This is a genomic window from Pseudomonas sp. RA_35y_Pfl2_P32, from assembly GCF_963970735.1.
Taxonomy (GTDB): domain Bacteria; phylum Pseudomonadota; class Gammaproteobacteria; order Pseudomonadales; family Pseudomonadaceae; genus Aquipseudomonas.
On record NZ_CAXAQF010000011.1, the window covers coordinates 74990 to 94503 of the forward strand.

Genomic DNA, 19514 nt, shown 5'->3' on the forward strand with positions numbered 1-19514 from the left:
GCAGATTATCAAGCCCAATGGCCTGTGCAGGCTGTTTCCTCCACCTCTGCGTTGCGACCCCCCATGACAAATGCTGTTGTCCGACCCGCCGGCGCTGGCCGGTTGCTGTCCATCGATGCCTTGCGAGGCTTGGTGATTGTGTTCATGTTGCTCGACCATGTGCGGGAAACCTTTCTGCTGCACCGCCAGGTCAGCGACCCCATGGACATCGCCACCACCGAACCCGCGCTGTTCCTGAGCCGCACCCTGGCCCATCTGTGTGCACCGATCTTTGTGCTGCTCACAGGCCTGTCTGCCTACCTGTATGGCGAAAAATACGCGGGCAAGGCGGATGTCTGCGGGTTCCTGTTCAAGCGCGGGTTGTTCCTGGTGTTGCTGGAAATCACCCTGGTGAACTTCGCCTGGACCTTCCAGATCCCGCCGACGGTGATCTACCTGCAGGTGATCTGGGCCATCGGCCTGAGCATGCTGGCCCTGTCGGCGCTGGTCTGGCTGCCACGCCCGGTGTTGCTGGGCTTGAGCCTGCTGATCATCGCCGGGCACAACCTGCTGGACGGCCTGCACGTTGGGCTGGAGTCGGCGCTGCACGTACCTTGGGCGGTGCTGCATGACCGCGGCTGGATCGAGCTCTGCGAAGGCCTGCGCCTGCGCACCTCCTACCCGGTGCTGCCGTGGATCGGCGTGATCGGCCTGGGATATGCCCTCGGTCCCTGGTTCGCCCAGGCCAGCGACGCAGCCTGGCGCCAGCGCGCACTCTTGATCGGCGGTGTCGCCGCTCTGGCAGGCTTCGTCGGCTTGCGCTTGCTCAACGGCTACGGCGACAAACCCTGGGCCCAGGGGGACAGTACCCTGCAGACGCTGATGAGCTTTTTCAACATCACCAAGTACCCGCCGTCCTTGCTGTTCATCACCTTGACCCTGGGCCTCGGCCTGCTGCTGTTGCGCGGGTTCGAACGGCGCCAGGGCAGCCGCTGGATCCTGGCATTGAGCGTGTTCGGCTCGGCACCGATGTTCTTCTATCTGCTGCACCTGTACGTCCTGAAGTTCGCCTACCTGTTGGCAGTGGCGTGCTTGGGCCTGAATCAGGGCAGCTATTACGGGTTTGATTCCGTGTGGGCGGTGTGGTTGGCGGCGGGGCTGTTGGCGTTGGCCCTGTACCTGCCGGTACGCTGGTTTTCCCGGCTCAAGAGTCGTCGCCGGGATTGGGTCTGGCTCAAGTATTTTTAAGTGGGTCAACGGCCACAGGGATGAACACAATCCCTGTGGCACCCAGTGAAACCGCCCCCCACAAGCCGGTGACGCTGAAGGCGTTCACGTCATGCCGGCGCTGTAGAAAAAGCCGGTTGTCGCCGCATTACCTTTACGTTAACGTAAATGCCGCGTAACACCCGGCTCGGGTTTTGATGTTCGTTGTGCGCCTGAGTCTTTCGCCCATCGTGGTCATTGATCAAGGACGTCCCATGTCTTCTGGTATCAGCCATTTCCCGGTTCCGCAGACCCTCGAGCAACTGCCCGCCGACGTGCGCGAGCGTATCCTCGCGGTGCAGGACAAGGCCGGTTTTGTCCCTAACGTGTTCCTGATGCTGGCCCACCGGCCGGCGGAATTTCGCGCCTTTTTTGCCTACCACGATGCCTTGATGGACCGTGAGTCCGAGAGCCTCACGCCGGCAGAGAAGGAGATGATCGTGGTCGCCACCAGCGCGCGCCACGGTTGCCTGTATTGCGTGGTGGCCCATGGCGCGATCCTGCGCATCTACAGCAAGGACCCGCTGTTGGCCGACCAGGTAGCGATCAACCATCGCACCGCGCCGATTGGCGAGCGCCAGCGGCTGATGCTCGATTTTGCCTTTCACCTGGGCGCCGTTGGCGGCGCGCTCGACGATGCCTGGCGCGAACGCCTGCAGGCGGTGGGCTTCAGTGACGAGGACATCTGGGACATCGGCGCGGTGACGGCCTTTTTCAGCCTCTCCAACCGCCTGGTGTCCTTGGCTGGAACGCCGCCCAACCCGGAGTTCTACCTGATGGGCCGTGTGCCCAGAAGCGCGAAATGAGCGGCGGGCAAGGCCCTGATCGGGGTGTTTATACGGCCTCGATCAGCCCGCTGAGGCCCGTGCTTGAGCCTCTGGATAGCACCTGTTGCACCTCTGATACATTTGGTCACAAGTTGTTTCTGTAGTCCCTGTAGGACTTTTGTATATTTCATAACGTTTACGTAAGCGTAAACAAGAAGTAGAGTGTGCCAGCAGCGCCATAACCAATAAAAACAATCAAGGTTAGAGGGCTCCACATGTCACCAGAGTTTGTCTTGGAAACACGCGGCCTGACCAAGGAGTTTCGCGGTTTTACCGCCGTAGACTCAGTTGATCTGCGTGTGCAGAAGGGCCACATCCACGCCTTGATCGGTCCCAACGGGGCCGGCAAAACCACCGTGTTTAATCTGCTCACCAAGTTTCTCCCGCCGACCCGCGGCGAGATCCTCTACCTGGGCCAACCCATCACCCGCCTCAAGCCCAACGAGATTGCGCGCCTGGGCCTGGTGCGCTCGTTCCAGATCTCCGCCGTGTTCGGCCACATGAGTGTGGTGGAAAACGTGCGCGTGGCCCTGCAGCGCAAGCGCGGCGACTCCTACCATTTCTGGAAGCCGCAAAGCAGCCTCGATTCCCTCAACGAGCGGGCCATGCAGATGCTCGACGAGGTGGGCCTGCTTGACTACGCCCACACCCAGACCATCGAACTGCCTTATGGCCGTAAACGCGCGCTGGAACTGGCCACCACCCTGGCGCTGGACCCCAGTGTGCTGTTGCTCGACGAACCGACCCAGGGCATGGGGCACGAGGATGTGAACATGGTGATTGAGCTGGTGCGGCGCGCAGCGGTGGGGCGCACGGTGTTGATGGTCGAACACAACCTGAGCGTGGTCAGTGAGCTGTCCGACCGCATTACCGTGCTGGCCCGTGGCGCGATTCTGGCCGAGGGCGACTACGCCAGTGTCTCCGCCAACCCGCAGGTGCGCGAGGCGTACCTGGGCAGCGAGGCGGTGATGGTTGAAGGGGCGCAAGCATGAACGCGCTGCACAGCCCTGAATTCGAACAACTGCGGGTCAATGACCTGCATGCCTTCTACGGCGAGTCGCACATCCTGCATGGCATCGACCTGCAAGTGCGCCGTGGCGAGTTGGTCACGCTGCTGGGGCGCAACGGCTCCGGCCGCTCGACCACGCTGCGGGCGATCATGAACATGGTCGGGCGTCGTACCGGTTCCATCGTGGTCAACGGCACCGAGACCATCGGCCTGTCGGCGCACCTGATCCCGCGCCTGGGCGTCGGTTTCTGCCCGGAGGAGCGGGGCATTTTCGCCAGCCTCAATGTCGAGGAAAACCTGCTGTTGCCACCAACGGTGCGCAGCGACGGCATGAGCCTCGATGAAATCTACGAGATGTTCCCCAACCTCTACGAGCGCCGATACAGCCAGGGCACGCGCCTGTCGGGTGGCGAACAGCAGATGCTGGCCATGGCGCGGATCCTGCGCACCGGCGCCAACCTGTTGCTGTTGGACGAGATCACCGAAGGCCTGGCCCCGGTGATCGTGCAGAAGCTCGCCGAGGTGTTGATCAAGCTCAAGCACAAGGGCCTGACCATCGTCCTGGTGGAACAGAATTTCCGTTTTGCTGCGCCGTTGGCTGACCGCCATTACTTGATGGAGCACGGTCAGATCGTCGAGCAGATCAGTGCCGCTGAACTGGACGCCAAGCAGGAACTGCTGCACCGCTGCCTGGGCGTCTGAACCCGTTTTACCCCGCGCATCACGCAGGTCGCCGAGTCTTGAGGCTCGACGGCACGGGGCCGCTTTGCCTGGAACAATAAAAATAACTTCGGACAGTGGGTGAACTACATGAAGGTTTTTCAGCACACAGCAAGCGCCATCCTGGTTTCCAGCCTGATCGCCGGTGCGGCGCAGGCGCAGATCAGTGACGACGAGATTCGCATCGGCTACCTGGCGGACATGTCGGGCACCTATCGCGACCTGTCCGGTCCCGGTGGCCTGGAGGCCCTGAACATGGCCATCGAGGATTTCGGTGGGCAGGTCAACGGCAAGAAGATCGTGGTGTTCAACGCTGATGACCTGAACAAGCCGGACGTCGGCGCCAACACCGTGCGCCAGTGGGTCGATGAGCGCAACGTCGACATGGTCACCGGCATGGTGGCGTCTTCGGTGGTGCTGGCCGCCAGTAAGGTGGTCGAGCAGTCGGGCAAGCTGGCGCTGATTTCCGGCGCCGCGGCGTCGAGCCTGACCAACGAGTACTGCTCACCCAACCACATCCACTGGACCTATGACTCCTACGCGCTGGCCAACGGTACGGCCAAGTCGGTGCTGGCCGAAGGCGGCAAGAAGTGGTTCATCCTCACCGCCGACTATGCCTTCGGCCATGCGATGGAAGCGGACATCACCAAGGTGGTCGAAGCCGATGGCGGCCAGGTGGTCGGCAAGGTGCGCCACCCATTCCCGAGCAGCGATTTTTCCTCTTACATTCTCCAGGCCCAGGGCTCCGGCGCGGACGTGATTGCCTTCGCCAACGCCGGCTCCGACACCGTCAACTCGCTGATGACCGCCAGCCAGTTCGGCGTGGCCCAGTCCGGGCAGAAGCTGGCCGGCATGGTGGTGTTTCTCAACGATATCCATGCCATGGGACTGGATGTCACCAAGGGCCTGATGCTGACCACCGGCTGGTACTGGGACATGAACGACGATAGCCGTGCCTGGGCCCAGCGCTACCACAAACGCTTCGGCAAAATGCCGGGCATGGTCCCGGCGGGCATCTATTCGGCAACCACCCACTACCTCAACGCGATCAAGGCCACCGGCACCGACGACGCCCAGGCCGTGCGCAAACAAATGATGGCGACCCCGGTCAACGACATGTTCGCCAAGAACGGTAAGGTCCGCGCCGATGGCCGCATGGTCCACGACATGTACCTGGCCCAGGTCAAGACCCCGGCCGAGTCCAAGGGCGAGTGGGATCTGTACAAGATCGTGCGCACCATTCCCGGCGCCGAGGCCTACCGTCCGGAATCCGAAAGCAAGTGCAAGCTGCTGACCAAAGGCTGATAGACGCGCTGCACACGCTTGTTGCCCGGCTGCTGGCAGCCGGGTGTCACGGATTTCCTGCGAGTGGTGAATCATGACTTTGATTTTTGGTATCCCCCTGAGCGTCATGTCCGGGCAGTTGCTCCTGGGGCTGATCAACGGTGCGTTCTACGCCTTGCTCAGCCTTGGCCTGGCGATCATTTTCGGCCTGCTGCGCATCATCAACTTCGCCCACGGCGCGCAATACATGCTCGGCGCATTCGCCGCCGTGATGGGGCTCAACTACCTGGGCGTCAACTACTGGATGGCGCTGGTGCTGGCGCCGTTGCTGGTGGGCGTGGTCGGGGTGCTCATCGAGCGCTTTCTGCTGCGGCGCATCGCCGGTGAGGATCACCTCTACGGCCTGCTGCTGACCTTCGGCCTGGCGCTGATCCTCGAAGGGTCTTTCGTCAAGCTGTTCGGGGTGTCCGGTTCGTCCTACCCGATGCCGGAGCAACTCAAGGGCGGCTACAACCTGGGCTTCATGTTCCTGCCGACCTACCGCGCCTGGGTGATTGTCGCGGCGTTGGCGGTGTGCCTGGTGACCTGGTTCCTGATCGAGCGCACACGCCTGGGTTCCTACCTGCGCGCCGGCACCGAGAACCCCAAGCTGATGCAGGCGTTCGGGATCAACGTGCCGCTGCTGATCACCCTGACCTATGGCTACGGCGCGGCCCTGGCGGCCTTCGCCGGGGTGCTGGCGGCGCCGATCTACTCGGTGACGCCGACCATGGGGGCCAACCTGTTGATCGTGGTATTTGCCGTGGTGGTGATCGGGGGGATGGGCTCGATCATGGGCGCCATCGTCACGGGCCTGGCCATGGGCCTGATCGAAGGGTTGACCAAGGTGTTTTATCCAGAGGCGGCCAACACCGTGGTGTTCCTGGTGATGGTGCTGGTGCTGCTGGTGCGTCCGGCAGGACTGTTCGGTAAGGAGGCGTGAAGATGACGAGTCTGCAGATCAAGACGGGCGCTGCGCGCCTGCAACCCCAGGCCGTGCTGGAGCGGCAGCAGGCGGCCACGCGCCGCAAGCGCTGGTTCTACCTGGCCCTGTTCGCCGTGGCACTGGTGGCGCCGATGGCGATCTACCCGGTGTTTCTGATGAAACTGCTGTGTTTTGCCCTGTTCGCCTGTGCCTTCAACCTGCTGCTGGGGTATGCCGGCCTGCTGTCGTTTGGGCATGCGGCGTTTCTCGCCACGGGGGGGTATGTCACCGGCTTCTTGCTCAGTCACTACAGTGGCCTGGGTACCGAACTTGGGATTCTCGCCGGCACCCTGACCTCGGCGGTGCTGGGGCTGCTGTTCGGCTTGCTGGCGATCCGCCGACAGGGGATCTACTTCGCGATGATCACCCTGGCGTTGGCCCAACTGGTGTTCTTCATCTACGTCCAGGCGCCGTTCACGGGCGGCGAGAACGGCCTGCACGGGGTACCGCGCGGCCAGTTGTTCGGGCTGTTCGACCTGAACAACAACCTGACCCTGTACTACTTCGTGCTGGCGGTGTTCGTGTTCGGCTACGCGGTGATCCAGCGCACCATCCACTCGCCCTACGGCCAGGTGCTCAAGGCGATCCGCGAGAACGAGCCTCGGGCGATTTCCCTGGGCTACAACGTCGATGCCCACAAGCTTTTGGCGTTCGTCATCTCGGCGGCGCTGACCGGCCTGGCTGGCTCGACCAAGACCGTGGTGTTCCAGCTGGCGTCGTTGACCGACGCGCACTGGCACATGTCCGGCGAGGTGATCCTGATGACCCTGCTGGGTGGGGTCGGTACGGTGCTCGGGCCGCTGGTGGGTGCCACCGTGGTGGTGACTTTGGAGAGCTACCTGTCCAACGGCCCGCTGGGGGAATGGGTACACGTGATCCTGGGGCTGATTTTCGTCATCTGCGTGCTGCTGTTCCGGGTCGGCATTGTCGGCTGGGTACTCAAGCTCAGCCGCCGCAACTTCTAATAGCCGATTTGCCGTGTCTGCTGTATGGAGCCCGTGCAGGGTTGCACGGGTGCGCTTCACAACAACAATAAAAAAGAGAGCCTTATGTACGTCAAACGTTCTGTCCGTATCGTTCAGTTGTCTGGTATTGCCGGGGTCATCGGGGTGTGCGCGCCGGCGTCGGCGGCCTTTGTCGAAGACAGCAAGGCCAGCGTGGAAACCCGCAACTTCTACATGAACCGGGATTTCCGCCAGTCCGGCGCTGCGCAAAGCAAGGGCGAGGAGTGGGCCCAGGGGTTTATCCTGCGCATGGAATCGGGGTACACCGAAGGGCCGGTAGGGGTCGGGATCGATGCTCTCGGGCAGTTGGGGATCAAGCTCGATTCCAGCCCGGATCGCGCCGGGGTCACCGGGCTGCTGCCCCAGGGACCGGTGTCCAAGCGGGCCCCGGATGACTACAGCGAACTGGGCCTGACCGGCAAAGTGAAGGTCTCGAAAACCACCCTCAAGCTGGGCACCCTGATGCCCAAGTTGCCGGTGCTGGTACCCAACGAATCACGCTTGTTGCCTCAGACCTTCCAGGGTGGGCAGTTGAGCTCGCTGGACCTGGAGAACCTGTCGTTCAACGGCGGCCGCCTGACCCAGGTCAGCCAGCGCAACTCCAGCAACCGCGAAGACATGACACTGATGAAGGGGCCGCGGCGCAATATCGTCACCGGTGCCAACCCCTTTACTGACCAGTTCGATTTCATCGGCGGCGACTACAAATGGAACAGTGCGCTGACCACCGGGTACCACTATGCGCACCTGGACGACTTGTACAAACAGCACTACCTGACACTGACCCACACCTTGCCGGTGACCGAAGGGCAGTCGTTGAAGTCCGACCTGCGCTGGTCCAGCGCCACCGATGACGGCAACAGCAACGTCGACAACCGCATGCTGGGGGCCATGTTCACCTACTCGCTGGGGGCCCATGCGTTTGGTATCTCCTATCAGGACATGAGCGGCGACACCGGCTTTGCCAACGTCAACGGCACTGACCCCTACCTGGTCAACCTGCTGCAGATCAACGACTTCGCCAACCAGGACGAACAGTCGTGGCAGGCGCGCTACGACTTCAACTTCGCCGGCCTCGGCATTCCCGGCCTGACCTTCATGACCCGTTACGTCAAGGGTGATGACATCAACCTGGGCGCCGCCCCAGGGCAAGGCAAGGAGTGGGAGCGCAACACCGACATTGGCTATGTGATCCAGAGCGGCGCGCTGAAGAACGTCGGGCTCAAATGGCGTAACGCGACCTACCGGTCCAGCTTCGCCAGTGACATTGATGAAAACCGTTTGATCGTCAGCTACACCTTGGCGCTTTGGTAACACAGGCCAGCGCCTGCAGGTCTTGTATACATCAGGGCCTGTAGGAGCAACGCTTGCTTGCGATGGTGGTGTGTCAGGCGCCAGCGATGTTGGCGGTGCTGGCGCCTTCGCGGGCAAGCCCGCTCCCACAGGGTGCGTGGCGATTCTGGGATGGGGAGTTGTCAGGCGACGTTGGCTTGTAGCGGGGCGTTGTCGGCCAGGATGCGTTCGATGGCGCCGACCAGCAGGCTGTGCAGCAGGCGGTCGCGTTCGCGGGAGGGCAGGGGGTGTTGGCCCAGCCAGCCGGGGGCGCTGTTGAGCAGGGAGGCGATGGTGTGTCCGGCGGCCAGCAGGGCTTGCTCATCGAGTCGGATCGCGGGGCAGAGCATACGCATCAGCTGTTGCTCGTAGCGCTGCTGCAACTGGCGGACACGTACTTGCTGGTCGTCGTTCAGGCAACTGCTGTCGCGCTCCACCAGGCGAAAATGCCAGGGCATGTCCTGATGCAGCTTCAGGTGCGCCTGGATCAGGGGCAACAGGCGGTCCTGGGAGGTGCGCGAGCGCCGTTCGATGCGGGTGAGGGTGGCCAGCAGTTCTTCGTAGAATTCTTCGATCAAATCCAGCAGCAGGTGCTGTTTGCTCGGGTAATGGTGATACAGCGAACCTGGGGTAAGCCCCAGGTTCGCCGCCAGTTCACGCATGCCGACCTGGCCAAAGCCCTTGCTGGCGAACAGCTCCAGGGCCTTGTCCCGGCTTTGGGCAAAGCGCGAGCAGCGCTCAGTCGTAGACATGGAAGCCGCGTCCGGTCTTGCGACCCAGGTAGCCGGCCGCGACCATTTCCTTGAGCAACGGAGCCGGGCGGTACTTGCTGTCGTTGAAGCCGTCGTAGAAGGCTTGCATGATCGCCAGCAAGGTATCCAGGCCAATCAGGTCGGCCAGGGCCAGCGGGCCGATGGGCTGGTTGCAGCCCAGGCGCATGCCGGCGTCGATGTCTTCGGCACTGGCCAGGCCTTCCTGCAGTACCAGCACCGCTTCGTTGATCATCGGCACCAGGATCCGGTTGACCACAAACCCGGGACGGTTGCCCGCAGTGATCGCGGTCTTGCCCAGGCGCTGGGCCATGTCCAGGGCCAGGGCGTGGGTCGCGTCGCTGGTCTGCAGGCCACGAATCACTTCGATCAGCGCCATCACCGGCACCGGGTTGAAGAAGTGCAGGCCGATGAACCGCTCGGGGTGGCTGACGCTGGCGGCCAGTTGGGTGATCGACAACGACGAGGTGTTGGAGGCAATCACACACTCGGCGCTGACCTGGGCTGCAGCCTGTTGCAGCAGGCGCAGTTTCAGCTCGAGGTTCTCGGTCGCGGCCTCGATCACCAGTTGCACGCCGTGCAGGCTGGCGTAGTCGGTGCTGGTGCGGATCTTGTCCAGGGCGGCGAGCTTCTGCTCCTGGCTCAGGCTGCCCTTGGCCACCTGGCGATCGAGGTTCTTGCCGACGGTGGCCAGGGCCTTTTGCAAGGCGCTCTCGGCGATGTCGATCAGGGTCACCTGGAAGCCAGCCACCGCGCAGACCTGCGCGATGCCGTTGCCCATGGTGCCGGCGCCAATCACGCCGATGTGCTGCAGATTCATGTCGATGTCCTTGCTCATACGCGTTCGAACAGCACGGCAATGCCTTGGCCGCCGCCGATGCACATGGTTGCCAGCGCGTAACGGCCCTGCACCCGGTGCAGTTCGTGAATGGCCTTGGTGGCGATAATCGCGCCGGTAGCGCCCACCGGGTGACCCAGGGAAATCCCGGAACCGTTAGGGTTGACCTTGGCGGGATCGAAGCCCAGTTCCTGCGCCACGGCACAGGCCTGGGCGGCGAAGGCTTCGTTGGACTCGATCACGTCGAGGTCGGCCACGGTCAGGCCGGCGCGCTCAAGCACCAGGCGGGTGGCGGGAATCGGACCCAGGCCCATCATCGACGGCTCGACACCGGCGTGGGCGTAACCCACCAGGCGTGCCATCGGCTTCAGACCTTGCTCCTGCACGACTTTGCCGGTGGCCATGATCAGTGCACCGGCACCGTCGTTGAGGCCCGAGGCGTTGCCGGCGGTGACGCTACCGTCTTTCTTGAACGCCGGCTTCATGCGCTCCAGCTGTTCGCTGCTGACGTCGCCACGCACGTGTTCATCGGTGGCAAAGGTCACGGTGCCTTTGCGGGTAGCGATCTCGATCGGCACGATCTGCCCCTCGAAACGCCCTTCGGCAATGGCGCGGGCAGCGCGCTGCTGGCTGAGCAGGGCCAGTTGGTCCTGGGCCTGGCGGCTGATGCCGAAATGCTCGGCGATGTTTTCCGCGGTGATGCCCATGTGGATCCCGGCGAATGGGTCATGCAGGGCGCCGAGCATGTAGTCGATGCCCTGGATATCGCCCATGCGCGCGCCCCAGCGTGCCTGCGGCAGCATATAGGCGCCACGGCTCATGGATTCCACGCCACCGGCCATTGCCGCGCCGGCGTCACCGAGCATCAGGCTCTGGGCGGCACTGACAATCGCCTGCAGACCGGAACCGCACAGGCGGTTGACGTTGAAGGCCGGGGTTTCCTTGGGCAGGCCGGCGTTCATCGAAATCACCCGGGAGATGTAGGCGTCGCGGGCTTCGGTCGGGATCACATGGCCCATCACGGTGTGGCCGATGTGCTCGGGGGCCAGGCCAGAACGCTCGATGGCGGCGCGGCACACGGCGGTGCCCAGGTCGATCGGCGAGACGTCCTTGAGGGAACCCCCAAAACCACCGATGGCGGAGCGGACGGCGCTGAGGACAAAAATATCGGAAGGCTTCATGACTATTTCCTGGGTATCGTGGGCAGCGCGCGGCTCACGTAGTATGAGCGGCGCTGGAGGAGGCTGGTTTATGGCGCTGAGTCTAGAGTCAGCCGCGCCACGGCGCCTATGCCAAAACTGCGCAAGGGTGGTGGCGTTTTTTGCCATGTTCAGATGATCGGGAGCCAGGGAATTACATGCGGGAGACGGATTCGGTAGCGGTGTACTTCGTGTACCCGATGATCCAGGCCTTGCGCGCGGACCCACAGCGCCTGCACGCGGTGCTGCGGCAAGTGGGGATCGACCCGCAACTGCTCGAGCAGCCGGCGGCGCGGGTCCCGGCCTCGGCGTTTGCCGCGTTGTGGCTGGCGCAGATCGGTGAGTTGCAGGACGAATTCTTCGGCCTCGATTCCCACGGCATGCCACCGGGCAGCTTCGCCCTGATCTGCCGGGCACTGATCCAGGAGCCGACCCTGGAAAAAGCCATGCGCCAGTGCCTGGCCAACTTTGCCCTGTTTCTGCGGGACTTTCGCGGCACCCTGACCGTGCGCGGCAAGCGCGCGGTGATCAGCCTGCAGACCCAGGCACAAAGCGTGGAACTGGCGCGTTTTGGTGAAGAGACCTTCCTGGTGCTGATGATCAGCCTGCTGTGCTGGCTGGGCGGACGACGGATCGCCATCGACCGCGCCGACTTCCAGCACCCACGCTTGTCCCTGGAGGACGATGCTTTGTTGTGGGGCGCCAACCTGACCTTTGGCGCGGCCCGCACGCAAATCGAGTTCGACAGCCGCTTCCTGCAACTGCCGGTGACCCAGGACCTGGCGTCGCTCAAGGCCTTTTTGCGCAGTGCCCCGCAATGGCTGGTGATTCGCTTCCGCAACCAGCACGGCCTGGCGGCGCAGGTTCATCAGCGGCTGCGCAACAGCGATTACAGCCAATGGCCGACCCTGGAAGCCTTTGCCCGCGAGCAGCACCTGAGCCCCAGCACCGTGCGGCGCAAGCTCGAGCGCGAAGGCTGTGCGTTCCAGGAGATCAAGGACGAGGTGCGTCGCGCGGTGGCGATTGAACAATTACGCCGCACCCAGGCCAGCGTCACCACGATTGCCGCGCAGATCGGCTTCCAGGAGCCCAGCGCGTTTCACCGCGCGTTCAAGAAGTGGACGGGGGAAAGCCCGGGGCGCTATCGGGCTCGGTTCCAGGGCGCGCAGGCAGTGCCGGTGGAGGATGAGTAGAGTCGGTGTTCGTCTCGCCTGACTAATCCAGTCTGCCCAGGGCGTTACTCAACAGCTGTTGGGTATCGCCATGACTCGGGAATACCCGCTCAACTCGACCCGCCCATTCATACGCGAACTCAACCGCCTGGGGGGCACCAGCGCGATCGATACTGGCGGCCAAGGATCAACTGACGATCCGCATTGCCTACCACCTGTTCATTCAGAAACCCAAGGAAGCGCCCAGCGACTTCAAGCACTGCACCGCCAGCGTCACCCTGCACCAGGGCGATGATTTCCTGCGGCACCTCTGAGGTGTGGCCAGCGATTGCGCTAGTGAAAATTATGATGTAATTTTTCATGAAATTATAAAAACATAATTTCATAGGTAGACAAATGTTTCAGCAATCCAAGCAGCACGTCGCCAGCTACTACGCCCACAGTTGCGCCGATCGATTGCTGGAGCGTGCGGTGTTTACGGGCGAGCAGGACACCGAGGTGGTGATCGTCGGTGCCGGTTTCAGTGGTTTGCACACCGCGTTGCGCCTGGCCCTGGCCGGCAAGCGCGTAACGTTGCTGGAAGCCAGCCGAGTAGCCTGGGCTGCCTCTGGACGCAACGGCGGCCAGGCGATTCTCGGTTGGTCCTGCGACATGCCGCCCCTGGAAGCGGCGCTCGGCCTTGAGCGCGCGCGGCGACTGTGGGACAGCATGCGCTGGGCCGCTCGGGAATTGCGTGAACTGCCGGCACGCCACGGCTTCGACTGTGACTATCGCCCAGGGCATCTGTGGACGTCGGTGATGCCGCGGCGGGTCAGCCTGTTGACCGAGTGGCAGCACGAGGCCAGCCACAAGTGGGGCCACGATGGCCTGCAATTCATCCCCCGCGAACAGTTGCCGCAGTGGGTCGCCAGCGAGCGTTACCAGGCTGGGCTGTTCGATCCCGAAGGCGGGCACCTGAACCCGTTGAAACTGGCCCTGGGCCTGGCCGCCGCCATCGAAAGCGCAGGTGGGCGCATCTACGAGCAAAGCAAGGCCCTGAGCTACCGTCAGGTGGGTGACCGGTATGTGGTCGACACCGAGCAGGGCAGTCTGCGCGCCGATGTGCTGGTGCTGGCCTGCAACGCTTACCTCGATCAACTCGATCCGCAGTTGGCCAGTCGCGTGTTGCCGGTGGGCACCTACCAGGTCGCTACCGCGCCGCTGGCGCCTGCATTGGCCAGGGCGTTGCTGCCCAGCAATGTGTGCGTGACCGACAACCAGTTCGTACTCGACTACTTCCGTCGCACCCCGGATCAACGCCTGCTGTTCGGTGGCGGCTGCACCTACCTGGGCGGCATGCCCAGGGACATCGGCGCGGCAACCCGGCCGTTCCTCGAGCGGGTGTTCCCGCAGTTGCAGGGCGTCGAGCTGGAGTACACCTGGGGCGGGCACATCGACCTGACCCTCAAGCGCACCCCGGACGTTGGCCGGCGCGGCGATCTCTACTGGCTGCAGGGCTACTCGGGGCACGGCGTGTTGCCGACCCTGGCCGCTGCGCGCGCGGTATCGGCGGCCATCCTCGGGCAGACCGACGAGTTGGCCCTGTACCAGGGCCTGCAAAACGAGCGTTTTCCCGGCGGTAAGTACCTGGCCGCGCCGTTGGAAGCCATCGGCAAGGCCTGGTACCGACTGCGCGACAGCATTTGATCAATCCTCTTCCGGAATTTCAGGCATGAACAAGCAAGAAGAAATTGCCGCGCTGGCGATCCTGATCCACGACCTGCGCAAGCACAAGAAATTCACCCTCAAGGAGCTGGCGGACAAGATCGAGCGCTCCGTGGGCTTCCTGTCGCAAGTCGAGCGTGGCCTGTCCCGCCCGACCGTGGCCGACCTGACGGCGATCAGCGAGACCCTGGGGGTGCCGACCACCTACTTCTACAGCCTGCCCAAACCCAAGGTCCTGCCGTGGGTCACCCGGCCGGATGAGCGCCGCACCCTGTACTACGCCAACGGCATCACCGACATCCTGGTCTCGCCGAAAATGCGCGCCACCTTTTCGATGCTCGAAAGCCGCCTGGAGGCCGGGGCCAACAGCGGTGAGCGGCATTTGAGCGACAGTTCGGAGCAGGGCGGCTACGTGCTCGAAGGCGAACTGACCCTGTGGCTGGACGAGGACGACGAGCCTGTCACCTTGCTGGCCGGCGACAGTTTCCAGCTCGACAGCCACACCCGCTGCCGCTACGGCAACCTCACTGACCAACTCACGCGTGTGCTGTGGGTTTACACCTGATCACTACCACGGGAACTTTGAAGATGGACGCTGCCTGCTCTGATCTGTTGGCCGAAGTACGGGCTTTTCGCCAACGCTACCCTGAGGTGCGTTATGTCGACCTCATCTCCCTGGACATTCCGGGGCACTTCTACGGTAAGCGCTATCCGATCGACATGCTGGAAAAAGTCGCCGCCGGCACGGCCCTCAAATTGCCGCAGAACTGCGTGCTGCTGGGGGTGCAGGGCGGTCTGTTCAAGATCGGCGACTATTGCTTCCACGACGGCGACCCGGATGCCGTGCGGCGCCTGGTGCCGGGCACCCTCAAGCCGGTGACCTGGGAGTCCCAACCGTTGGGGCAGATGCTGATCACTTCCGACGGCACCGCCAAGCCCATCGAATTCGAACCCCGGGAAGTCCTCGCCCAAGTCCTGCAGCGCCTGCGCGGCAAAGGCATTCACCCGGTGGTGGCGTTCGAGCTGGAGTTCTACCTGTTCGACAAGCAACTGCGTGACGGCCTGCCACAGTTCCCCCGCGACGGCCTGACCGACGACACCGACGATCAACCGAACATGCACATCGAGCGCCTGTCGCGTTTTTCCCCGGTGCTCGATGACATGGTCGAGGCCGCCCGCATCCAGGGCATCGATACCACGGAGATCACCGCCGAACTGGGCCCGGGCCAGTTCGAAATCAACTTCGGCCACCTCGACGACGGCCTGCAAGCCGCCGACTGGGCCGCTCTGTTCTGCCGCAGCACCCGGGGCGTGGCCCTCAAGCACGGCTATCGCGCCAGCTTCATGGCCAAGCCGTACCTGCAACACCCCGGCAGCGGCATGCATGTGCACGTCAGCCTGTACGACGGCGCCGGCCAGAACCTGCTGGCGGCCAACCAGCAACAGGCCCTGCGCCATGCTGTCGCTGGCTGCCTGGAACTGCTGCCGCACTGCATGCCGATCTTCGCCCCGAACCAGAACGCCTACCGCCGCCTGGGCGGCACCGTCAACGCCGCCACCCGCGCCAGTTGGGGCTTCGAGGACCGCGACGCTTGCGTACGCATCCCCGAGTCCGACGCCAAGAACCTGCGCATCGAACACCGCCTGGCCGGCGCCGACGCCAACCCGTACCTGGTGCTGGCCGCGATCCTGGTCGGCCTGGAGCAGGGCCTGGACGCCGGCCGCGACCCCATCCCACCCCTCAACGAAGACCGCAACAGCGGCATCGACTTCCCCCTGGACATGCTCGAGGCCGTACGCCACATGCAACACCAGCCACAACTGCGCGAAGGGCTGGGCGCCGAGTTCGTCGACGTCTACTGCGAAAACAAACGCCAGGACCACTTGGCCTTCCAACAGGAAATAAGCGCACGGGAATACCGCTGGTATCTATAATCACCCCCTGGCCCGGCTCACCCCGGGCCAGGGAATTGAAAACCTTGAGATTTTTTTACTTTGCGTCCTTGACAGGACATCGGAAGCAGTCCAGAATTGCGTCCATTCCCGCTTAGGGAGCGAGAAAAACCCTTTAGATTTCAAAGGGTTGGAAGTAGATAGAAATCTAGTTTCCCTCTCCAGTTTGTTTGCGTTTGGTGTTGTTTTTCAGGCATCCGACGTTTGAGGCCGAGTAGCAAAATGGTTATGCAGTGGATTGCAAATCCACCTACGCCGGTTCGATTCCGACCTCGGCCTCCACTCTTAAAAACCCCGTAGATCAATGATCTACGGGGTTTTTTATTGCCTTCAGAAAAGTGGAGTGTTCCGCAATTTTGGGGTGGTGTTCCGCAACTGCGAACTTGGGGGGCATATTTGGTTAGGGTGATGGCTGGCTGCAGTCGACCCAAAGCGGACCTCACCCAGTTGAGAGAAACGACCATCAGCATTACCTGGCCAAACCGCATCACTCGATGCAGTAAACCTCAGCAAGGCAATCCTGTTGGTCGGATCAGATCATTACTTGGTCTTGAGTTGTTTGTACGATTTGACGATGTCTTGCGCCCAGACATCGAGCACCGCCTTGAAGTCTTTGGCTTGAACGACCTCTGAGGAGTTTTCCAGATCAGTTCCTGCACCTTTACGAACCATTTTGGCAACTACCAGGTTGTCGCCACCATCTAGAAACGCAGCTTCAGTGGCCAGGCTGGTGTCCTGGTCACGGATGCCGGTCGCCGCACTGACGCCGGCTGCTACCAAGGCAATCGGGATCACCTCATAAGGTCTGAGACCCTTGGTTTTGGCACTGACGGCGGTAATGGCCGGACGCACAACCAGTACTCCCGGCCTTGGGCCGGTAGCAAGCGGAAGCTCTCTGGAAAAGGCATTTTTCAAGGTTTGATTGTAGTACTGAGTAATGCCACTAAGGATGCTCTGGGGAATTTTCTCGGTTGCTTGCGGTTTGGGATATAGCTGGCTAGGTTCGACGTAGACGCTGGTGTAGCGACTCACGTCTACTTTCGGGTCGATCCAACGCATGACGTCCGCCCCGGATGGCGATTTCTCTTCTTTGAGTACGCTGTAGTCCTTCAAAAATCCTGAGTACTGCTCAGGATCGACGTAGGGACTGGCACAACACAGCGAGTGCAAGCGTCAATACACATGCTGCGAACGATTTCATCTTCATAAAAGCTCCCGAGGGATCTGTGAAGGCAAAACAAGTGTCGTCGGCAAGTCAGAATGACGGCAGCTTTTGATGCGCTGCCGCCTTCTGAGAGCGTGTTTTATGGGGGCAAAACCCCTTAAAAGTTGATGTGTTACGGCGTCACGATGTTGAACCAGAAATCGAAGTTGTCCATGTAAGACACCAGTTCCTCGAGCTTGCCTTGCGCCCCGTCAATCTTGATATCACCCGAGGCCATCGCATCTTTCAGTGAGGTCTCTTTCAACACGATTTTGTTCAGCGTGTCGCGGGTCAGGGTTACCTTCGCATCGGCATCCTTGGTTTCAACGCCTTCGGTGTGGTTGAGCACGCCATTCTCCATCTCCAACGAATATTTCTGTTTGAGGTCGGTGAAGTCGAAGTTGAGCGATAGGCGTTTGCCTTCGGCTTTTGGCCCGTTCAAGCGCATGGCCAGGAAGTCAAAGAACAAATCCAGATCCATCGCCCGCACGGTATCTGGGCTGGCCGTATTCGGGGTCGGCAGCTTCATCACCCCTTCACGTAGTTCCTTGGCACCGGTGAGGTAGAAATTGCGCCATGGCCCGCTTTCGGCCTGGTAACCCAATTGCTCCAAGGTATCGGCTTGCAGGTTCTTCGCCGCCTGGTTGTTTGGATTGGCGAACACCACATGGTTGACCACCTCGGCAACCCAACGATATTCGCCTTTGTCGAAGTACTCCTTGGCTTTTTTGAGCACGGCCTCTTCGCCACCCATCATCTCGACGTAATGTTTGCCACCTTCCTCCGGTGGCAGTTCATGCAACTGCGCCGGGTTGCCGGTAAACCAGCCCAGATACAACACATAGGTGGCCTTGACGTTGTGGTTCACCGAACCGTAGTAGCCACGGTTGGAGAATTTGTTCGCGATCGCTTTGGGCAGTTTGAACTGCTCTGCGATCTCGACCATGGTGTAGCCCTTGTTGATCATCCGCAGGGTTTCATCGTTGATGTAGCGGTACATGTCGCGCTGCGAGGACAGTTGCTCGCGCACCTCCTTGTTGCCCCAGACTGGCCAGTGGTGCATGGCATACATCACCTGGACATCGTCGCCCCACAGCTTGAGCGCCTCGTTGAGGTATTTTGACCAGGGCAGTGGTTCGCGGATCTTCGCGCCGCGCAACGAGTAGGTGTTGTGCAGGGTGTGGGTGGAGTCTTCGGCGGTGTTGAGCGCTTTCTTCTCCTTGATGTAATAGAGCATTTCGGCCGGCGCTTCACTGCCCGGCGCATACAGGAACTGGTAGGTCAGGCCGTCAATGACATGGGTTTCGCCTGTGGTCTTGATGATGTCGGTCGGTGGGATCAGCGTCACCGTGCCAGCCGACGTCGTGGTGCCCAGTCCTGCACCCAACTGACCGGTCGGAGCGGGAGGCAGTAGGTTGCCGTACATGTAGCTGGCACGACGACTCATGGCCGTGCCTGCCATGACGTTTTCGGCTACCGCATGCTCAATGAATCCAAGGGGGGCATAAACCTTCACCTTGCCGGCTTTCACATCTTCTTCATTGATTACACCGCGCACACCACCGTAGTGGTCAACGTGACTGTGGGTGTAAATCACCGCTACGACGGGTTTTTTCGGCCGATGCTGGTAGTAGAGATCGAGTGCTGCCTTCGCGGTTTCGGCGGAAATCAGTGGGTCGAAGATGGTAATGCCGTCCTTGCCCTCGACGATGGTCATGTTCGATAGGTCGTAGTTGCGAACCTGATAAATACCGTCGGTAACCTCGAACAGGCCGGAGATGTTGATCAGCTGGGACTGCCGCCAGAGACTGGGGTTAGTGGTGTCCGGAGCGTCCTCACCTTCTTTGATGAACGAGTATTTCGCCGGGTCCCAGATCACATTGCCCGACGCGCCTTTGATGACCGTCGACGGTAGGGGCGCAATAAAGCCTTTGTGCGCCAGCTCGAAGGATGTCTTGTCGTTAAATGGCAGTTCCTTGAGCAGCGCACTGTTAGCAGCTTTGGTCGACTCCGAGGCGGGTTTTGCTTTCTCTGCATCGGCTGCAACCGCTTGAGTGGCCAGTGCAATGGCTGCAACGAGTGAGCAAAGCGTTCCCGCTACTTTGAAGGGCCGCCCCTCATGTTGATAGCGGGCGAGCTTCTTCAATGTCATCTCGTGATTCATCTTCAAGTTCCCTCTAGTGGCAATGAGCCATACCAAAAGTGGTAGCGGCGGGCTCAAACAAAACT

Annotated in this window: 17 protein-coding genes, 1 tRNA gene and 1 pseudogene; 14 read left to right on the forward strand and 5 right to left on the reverse strand. The window is 61.7% G+C overall.

The features are described from left to right. Positions 1–63: 63 nt before the first annotated feature. The 8 genes from AACY45_RS12890 to AACY45_RS12925 all read left to right on the forward strand — a co-directional run bounded on the left by AACY45_RS12890 (position 64) and on the right by AACY45_RS12925 (position 8427). Positions 64–1227, forward strand: coding sequence for a DUF1624 domain-containing protein (locus AACY45_RS12890; RefSeq protein ID WP_339545833.1), 1164 nt, complete (start codon positions 64–66; stop codon positions 1225–1227). Between the two features lie 233 nt (positions 1228–1460). Then, complete coding sequence (locus AACY45_RS12895; RefSeq protein ID WP_339545834.1) at positions 1461–2051, forward strand: peroxidase-related enzyme; 591 nt, start codon at positions 1461–1463, stop codon at positions 2049–2051. Between the two features lie 236 nt (positions 2052–2287). Then, positions 2288–3064, forward strand: a complete 777-nt coding sequence (locus AACY45_RS12900; RefSeq protein ID WP_339545835.1) for an ABC transporter ATP-binding protein — start codon at positions 2288–2290, stop codon at positions 3062–3064. Beyond that, positions 3061–3783 carry an ABC transporter ATP-binding protein gene (locus AACY45_RS12905; RefSeq protein ID WP_339545836.1) on the forward strand — a complete coding sequence of 241 codons (723 nt, stop codon included), beginning with the start codon at positions 3061–3063 and terminating at the stop codon, positions 3781–3783. The genes AACY45_RS12900 and AACY45_RS12905 overlap by 4 nt, the downstream gene beginning before the upstream one ends. A gap of 108 nt (positions 3784–3891) precedes the next feature. After that, a complete protein-coding gene (locus AACY45_RS12910; RefSeq protein ID WP_339545837.1) occupies positions 3892–5106 on the forward strand; it encodes an ABC transporter substrate-binding protein in 1215 nt (404 codons plus the stop codon). Positions 5107–5179: 73 nt separating this feature from the next. Continuing rightward, positions 5180–6067 carry a branched-chain amino acid ABC transporter permease gene (locus tag AACY45_RS12915; RefSeq protein ID WP_339545838.1) on the forward strand — a complete coding sequence of 296 codons (888 nt, stop codon included), beginning with the start codon at positions 5180–5182 and terminating at the stop codon, positions 6065–6067. Between the two features lie 2 nt (positions 6068–6069). Then, the gene (locus tag AACY45_RS12920) at positions 6070–7074 is read left to right on the forward strand and encodes a branched-chain amino acid ABC transporter permease (RefSeq protein ID WP_339545839.1); all 1005 of its coding nucleotides are present in this window, start codon (positions 6070–6072) and stop codon (positions 7072–7074) included. An 84-nt stretch (positions 7075–7158) separates the two neighbouring features. Further along, a complete protein-coding gene (locus AACY45_RS12925; protein ID WP_339545840.1) occupies positions 7159–8427 on the forward strand; it encodes an OprD family porin in 1269 nt (422 codons plus the stop codon). A gap of 161 nt (positions 8428–8588) precedes the next feature. Here AACY45_RS12925 and AACY45_RS12930 read toward each other — a convergent pair whose 3' ends face one another. Genes AACY45_RS12930 through AACY45_RS12940 form a run of 3 tightly spaced genes read right to left on the reverse strand, consistent with a single transcriptional unit; the run spans position 8589 to position 11234 of the window. Then, a complete protein-coding gene (locus AACY45_RS12930; RefSeq protein WP_339545841.1) occupies positions 8589–9197 on the reverse strand; it encodes a TetR/AcrR family transcriptional regulator in 609 nt (202 codons plus the stop codon). Next, complete coding sequence (locus AACY45_RS12935; protein WP_339545842.1) at positions 9184–10035, reverse strand: 3-hydroxybutyryl-CoA dehydrogenase; 852 nt, start codon at positions 10033–10035, stop codon at positions 9184–9186. Before AACY45_RS12935 ends, AACY45_RS12930 begins: the two co-directional genes overlap by 14 nt. A gap of 14 nt (positions 10036–10049) precedes the next feature. Continuing rightward, entirely contained in the window at positions 10050–11234 is a 1185-nt protein-coding gene (locus AACY45_RS12940; protein ID WP_339545843.1) for an acetyl-CoA C-acyltransferase family protein, read from the reverse strand. Between the two features lie 176 nt (positions 11235–11410). Here AACY45_RS12940 and AACY45_RS12945 point away from each other — a divergent pair, with 176 nt between their 5' ends. The 6 genes and pseudogenes from AACY45_RS12945 (at position 11411) to AACY45_RS12970 (ending at position 16363) form a co-directional block, all read left to right on the forward strand. Continuing rightward, entirely contained in the window at positions 11411–12445 is a 1035-nt protein-coding gene (locus tag AACY45_RS12945; RefSeq protein ID WP_339545844.1) for an AraC family transcriptional regulator, read from the forward strand. Positions 12446–12506: 61 nt separating this feature from the next. Next, positions 12507–12732 (forward strand): annotated as a pseudogene (locus AACY45_RS12950) (amidohydrolase); the annotation flags it as partial. Positions 12733–12820: 88 nt separating this feature from the next. After that, positions 12821–14110 (forward strand): NAD(P)/FAD-dependent oxidoreductase, encoded by a 1290-nt coding sequence (locus AACY45_RS12955; RefSeq protein ID WP_339545845.1) that lies wholly within the window; start codon positions 12821–12823, stop codon positions 14108–14110. A gap of 25 nt (positions 14111–14135) precedes the next feature. Beyond that, positions 14136–14693 carry a helix-turn-helix domain-containing protein gene (locus tag AACY45_RS12960; RefSeq protein WP_095169638.1) on the forward strand — a complete coding sequence of 186 codons (558 nt, stop codon included), beginning with the start codon at positions 14136–14138 and terminating at the stop codon, positions 14691–14693. Positions 14694–14716: 23 nt separating this feature from the next. After that, complete coding sequence (locus AACY45_RS12965; protein WP_339545846.1) at positions 14717–16063, forward strand: glutamine synthetase family protein; 1347 nt, start codon at positions 14717–14719, stop codon at positions 16061–16063. A gap of 226 nt (positions 16064–16289) precedes the next feature. Beyond that, positions 16290–16363, forward strand: a tRNA-Cys gene (locus AACY45_RS12970). Positions 16364–16621: 258 nt separating this feature from the next. On the opposite strand, the gene AACY45_RS12975 is transcribed toward AACY45_RS12970, so the two are convergent. Together AACY45_RS12975 and AACY45_RS12980 are read right to left on the reverse strand one after the other, a co-directional pair. After that, positions 16622–17251, reverse strand: a complete 630-nt coding sequence (locus AACY45_RS12975; RefSeq protein WP_445261182.1) for a DUF3313 domain-containing protein — start codon at positions 17249–17251, stop codon at positions 16622–16624. Between the two features lie 167 nt (positions 17252–17418). Continuing rightward, the gene (locus tag AACY45_RS12980) at positions 17419–19506 is read right to left on the reverse strand and encodes an alkyl/aryl-sulfatase (RefSeq protein ID WP_339545847.1); all 2088 of its coding nucleotides are present in this window, start codon (positions 19504–19506) and stop codon (positions 17419–17421) included. Positions 19507–19514: the final 8 nt, after the last annotated feature.